The organism is Segatella copri (assembly GCF_019127135.1).
GTDB lineage: Bacteria > Bacteroidota > Bacteroidia > Bacteroidales > Bacteroidaceae > Prevotella.
Genome location: NZ_JAHOEA010000105.1, coordinates 1 through 4,771 on the forward strand (window position 1 = coordinate 1; position 4,771 = coordinate 4,771).

Sequence of the window (4,771 nt, forward strand, 5' to 3'; positions counted from 1 at the left end):
TCGCACACGTATTTTAAATATGCGTGCAAAGATACAAAATCAAATCGAATACACTATAAAAAGTCCGTAAACTTTTGAGTATTAATAACTTATTTGATAATCGTCTCGTTTTAACGGGACACTAGTGATTTTAGAGAGTTTTATTGATGGTTAATTTTTTGTGCTCTCCGTAAAAAGAGTATATAAATACTTTTAGAAATATTTTTAAAGACAGGTTTTCTCTGTGTAGTTTTGTAAGATTATAGTACTGGTAATTTCGGGGTGTTTCTATTTGAAATGATAAAAGAATTGCTAAAAATATAGGGTAATGCATTTTAAATAATGTAATGCCAATAGTAACGGAATCTGACTGACAAGAAATTATTCTGATTTTCTGACGGGCAGATTCCTTTATTCATCTCAATCATATTGTGTTCGTTCACTATCTTGTTCACTATTCTCACTCACTTGATTCCTTCTCTTTTCTGAGAAGTTACTTTAACTTCATGAGTATTAAGGAATCGGCCAATCAATTAGGTTTGGAGTTTGATGTAGAGTAAGGCTATTATATTTCGTACCGGAGTGGTTGTTCGAAATTTCCGAACAACCACTCCGAATTATAAGAGCAGATGTAGATAATGTGGATTCAACAAGCGAAACTTAAATCTTAGTATTGTTTGCAGTGATAGTATGGTATTATCATCCGTTGGCTTATTCTTCGGAACTAAGAAACACCATTTGCCCAATAGATAAGAAAAACAATGCTGATGTGACGATAAGGGTCAACACGCCGTAGATTGATAGGGGATTGTAAGCACAGTATCCTATGCTTGCAACCCAAACAAAGAAGGACAACAAGGCTGTTGTCCCCCAACGCTCATATTTCTTAGAGTGCTTCGGGGGAGTATCTTCGCCTACTACTTCAATGCTAACGATTTCTACCTTAATTTCATGTTCGGGCTTGTTCGATTCTTCGTTGTTGTTTGCAGCGTCTGATATGCTGTTGTTGTTCTGATAATCCTTTTCCATAACGCTTAGTTTGAATGTTTACGCCACAAAGATACTAAAAATATTGATTACTTCGTTTTTTGTACGAAGAATTTTAGCAAAAGAAATAAACTTAACGTTAAATAGGCTTTGTAAGAAAAAAGTGGTTTGTCGGAAATTCCGACAGACCACTCACCATGGTGCTTTAGAGGGGAAAACACAGAGCCTCCAATCTGCATCGCAAAAAGTGCAGAAATTGAGTGAAATTCAGGAATGTTTAGCAAAGAAATTGGCAAAATCGGGCTGTTTTTCTTTATTTAACTCTGAAATTGAGTGGAATATCAGAGAAAATCTTTAAATTTGCATTTAAATACAATATTTTGTAAAGAATGGAAGATAGAGAACTGTTGCTGAAAAGTGACCCAGAGTTTGACCGCCTCGCCTTTACGGTGTTGGCTATCGAGGCTTCGGCACAAAAAATGGGTATATCGCCGTCTGAAATGAGAAAGCGATTGGATAAGGTGGGGCTAATCAAGAGTCTCATCCAAGATTGCTATGATACTCTACATACAGAGAGCCGGGAAGCTGTAGCGAATGATGTGGTCGAAGCTCTTAAAAATTGGGAAAGAAAAGAATAATGGAAAAGCAGTTCAAATCATACGAAAGGGTATAATTATGTTGGACTTTTTATTATGGAATAAAATCGCTCGTATCATAAAGCAGTTAGCCGATACGTTACATATATCAACCGACAGGGCTTTACAGATATTCTATGACTCTGATGTTTGTCGTATGTTACATGACAAAGAACTTGGCTTGCATCTAATGAGTGATACATATATTGTAAATGACTTGATAGAAGAGTTAAGGAATAAGCAATAGCAAAACGATGGATAATTAGAGGAGGAAGATTATTTGTACTGTAGCACCTTGACTGTATGTTTAGTACGGTCAAGGTGCTATCTTTATGTAATAATGTGCAAATGTGTCTCCTTCAGCTATCGCATTCGTCTCCTTCAGCTATCGCATTCGACTCCTTCAGCTATCGCATTCGACTCCTTCAGCTAATGCATTCGACTCCTTCAGCTATCGCATTCGACTCCTTCAGCCACCGCATTCGACTCCTTCAGCCAACTCAGTCGTCTCCTTCAGCCACCGCAGCTGTATGTGTCAACTCAATGAAGTGGATGAAGTAGTGAAATGAAGTACATGAAGTAGTGAAATGAAGTGGATGAGTTCGCATAATGAAGTTCATGATTTCGGCACAATTGTCAATACATGCAAAAGGTAAAGCAAAAAGTGGTTTACTCCTACCTTTATGATTCTTATACGAAAATGTTTTTCTGTTTTTATTACCACATTTACCATGCTTTGCGTAACTAGTTGATTATAAGAGAATAATGCGTGGTAATGAGCGGTTTTTCTGTTACCACTTAATACCACGCGTTACCACGCCTTTTTTATGAGAAAATGAGATGAAAAGGGAGTGGATTATTTTTTAACTACCAGATACTCAGTGCCGAACCTCGTTTTCTTGCTCTGCAATCCTTCGATATTCTGGAGTTCTCTGCCCAATTTCTGTATACTCGAAACCTGGAGAGAAGAGCCGAATTTCTGCTTCAAAATGTCGAAAATGGCGGCTGCCATCAGATATTCGCCATTTTCTGTGGTACTTGCAGGCTCGAAAACCTGCAGAAAACATTGCTTGATAGGGGAAATCTGCTCAAATTGTCTGTTATGTTGTATGATGATGGCAGTTTCCTTGGCGTCGAAATAGGATTTTTCGCCACGCTCCAAAGCTTGCATCGCCTGCGCATAAAGCTGCTCATAGTTCAGTCTGCCACTCACATCAATAGGTCCCGTCAGTTCTACTCCCAGGAAACGGCGGTTGCCGGATGGGTCGGAAAGAATATCGGTCATGTTGCTCGTGGCGATGAAGGAGGCTAGACGAGGGAATTCCTGTACATGACTTCCGTATGGCGGCTTGATTTTTACCGTTGGCAATTGCAGCAGATTCTTCAGAAATCCCTGCTGCACCTGTGGTGAAATCTGATTGAACTCATCGAGATTGATGAGCAGAAATTGTGACATCGCCTGCAATACCTGACGCTTTTCTGACAGAATCATATTGTCGCTGAAGCCCCACGATAATTCGGTAGGGATGAGACGGCGGCAGAAGGTGCTCTTGTTGTAACCTTGCTTGGAAATGAGCAGCGGCATGGTACTGTTGCCATATTGACGGCGATACATGCCGCGCCACTGGTCAACCATTCCCAGAAACCAGGTGTAAAACCAGTCTTCCCAATGAGGATTGTTGGTGGGTACGGTTCGTGCCAGGGCACGGATGCGGTCCTTACCGTCCCATTTTCCCAGACAGTCATAGAGATAGGACTCTATTGGACTGTAGTTTCTGATGCGGTCTGACTCTAGAAAATTCCTTACATCCTTGATGCTTACGTGGATGTCGGCTATCTGAACATCCAGCGTCATGCTTTTCTGCACACGGGCATCCACCGGTCTGAAATCGCCAACCCATGAATTGTTCGGACGGTATTCGGTATATTTCATCACGGTATTGTAACGGAACTGGTACCGGCTCTCCAGGTATCTGATCATCTGCAGAATTTCGGCACGGCCTTTTCTGCCTGAGGCTGATTTCTCCGTCTTCCTGTCTTTGGAATGGGTATCGTAAGCGGTGCCCACTATCTGGCGGAGTTTCTCTTCTGTCACATGTCCCCAGTTGTTGCGGCGGATATGGATGAAAGCTTCTTCTTCGCTGAGGCCCATGTTGCAGAGCTTGATGGCGATGGCTGAGAAACCGGCAAGGAACCGGTCTTCATCGTTCTGCCATGAGATGTTGGCTTTTTTCATCTCTTCCTTCGTCTCTTCTGCTGCCTTGCGGTAAAGGAACTCATAGTCATCGTATGTCTTCAAATCGTCTACATTTTTAGGGGCTGAGGCTACCTTCTTCATATTTTGGGAGATGCGCATCGCCACAGCCTTACTGTTATAATAAGGAGAGGCATCCAGCGTAAGCATGAAGTTGGATGCCAATGATGGTTTTTCGGGTTTGATGGCTGCCTGTACCTGCGACTGGTAGAGCGTCTTTACCTGTTCGTAGGCAGACTGGTAGAGTAAGTCGGCGTCGGCTTCTTTTGTCGGGATTTTTCCTTCTTCGTTGCAGATGCTTACGAGCACGATGAGGCTTCTGCCGTCGGCTCCTTCGAAGGCAGCGAAGGTCATCGGCAGCAGACTGACCGTCTTCTTGACGGCATCTTTTTCCTGATCTGACATGAGGTTGATGAAGTGGAGCATCACCAGTCCGTTTGATTTCTGGAAGACGAGATTACCGCTTTCATCCTTGTTGAATTCTGCGGCTGGATAAACGTGCTGCCATTCCTTGATGCCTTTGTAGTACTGGTAGTCGGCCTCCATGAGCGGCACACTCATTCTGAAATTGGTGACACTCAGCTTGGCATCATCTTTAGCGATGCGCTCCAGAAACCGTTCTACGGTTTTCGAACTGACCATCAACTTGTTCTGCTTGTTGATTCTTGTAATAGTAAACTTCATATTTCTGCTAATTTGTTGATAGGGTGATACTTAGGGTTGCTGATGGTTTTGCCCAGCTTTGCCCAAGGCGTTGGGCAAATGTACCCAGCTATGCCGGTCATTCGTGACCATCGTGTCGGTTATCCGTAACCAATGCGTCGGTCATCCGTACCCGTGTACGTGGGTGCGGATGCTCATTGTGGTTTAACGATTTTAGTTGACCACTTTTAGCTTTATTTGTAAGACGAGTTGA

4 protein-coding genes are annotated in these 4,771 nt (G+C 42.5%); 2 read left to right on the forward strand and 2 right to left on the reverse strand.

Translation table 11 applies throughout. From position 1 onward, the window contains the following. Positions 1-690: 690 nt before the first annotated feature. A complete protein-coding gene (locus KSW37_RS15070) occupies positions 691-1,008 on the reverse strand; it encodes a hypothetical protein (protein ID WP_217315239.1) in 318 nt (105 codons plus the stop codon). Positions 1,009-1,355: 347 nt separating this feature from the next. Between KSW37_RS15070 and KSW37_RS15075 the strand changes: the two genes are divergently transcribed. Together KSW37_RS15075 and KSW37_RS15080 are read left to right on the forward strand one after the other, a co-directional pair. Beyond that, positions 1,356-1,604 carry a DUF3791 domain-containing protein gene (locus KSW37_RS15075; protein ID WP_006848385.1) on the forward strand — a complete coding sequence of 83 codons (249 nt, stop codon included), beginning with the start codon at positions 1,356-1,358 and terminating at the stop codon, positions 1,602-1,604. Positions 1,605-1,641: 37 nt separating this feature from the next. Further along, a complete protein-coding gene (locus KSW37_RS15080; RefSeq protein ID WP_006848384.1) occupies positions 1,642-1,848 on the forward strand; it encodes a DUF3791 domain-containing protein in 207 nt (68 codons plus the stop codon). 609 nt (positions 1,849-2,457) lie between these two features. Here the strand turns inward: KSW37_RS15080 and KSW37_RS15085 are convergent. Then, positions 2,458-4,539, reverse strand: coding sequence for a VapE domain-containing protein (locus KSW37_RS15085; RefSeq protein WP_217315241.1), 2,082 nt, complete (start codon positions 4,537-4,539; stop codon positions 2,458-2,460). Positions 4,540-4,771: the final 232 nt, after the last annotated feature.

Coding starts and splice junctions, on each gene's coding strand:
- KSW37_RS15080 (WP_006848384.1), top strand. CDS start 1,642: ATGTTGGACTTTTTATTATGGAATAAAATCGCTCGTATCATAAAGCAG.
- KSW37_RS15075 (WP_006848385.1), top strand. CDS start 1,356: ATGGAAGATAGAGAACTGTTGCTGAAAAGTGACCCAGAGTTTGACCGC.
- KSW37_RS15070 (WP_217315239.1), bottom strand. CDS start 1,008: ATGGAAAAGGATTATCAGAACAACAACAGCATATCAGACGCTGCAAAC.
- KSW37_RS15085 (WP_217315241.1), bottom strand. CDS start 4,539: ATGAAGTTTACTATTACAAGAATCAACAAGCAGAACAAGTTGATGGTC.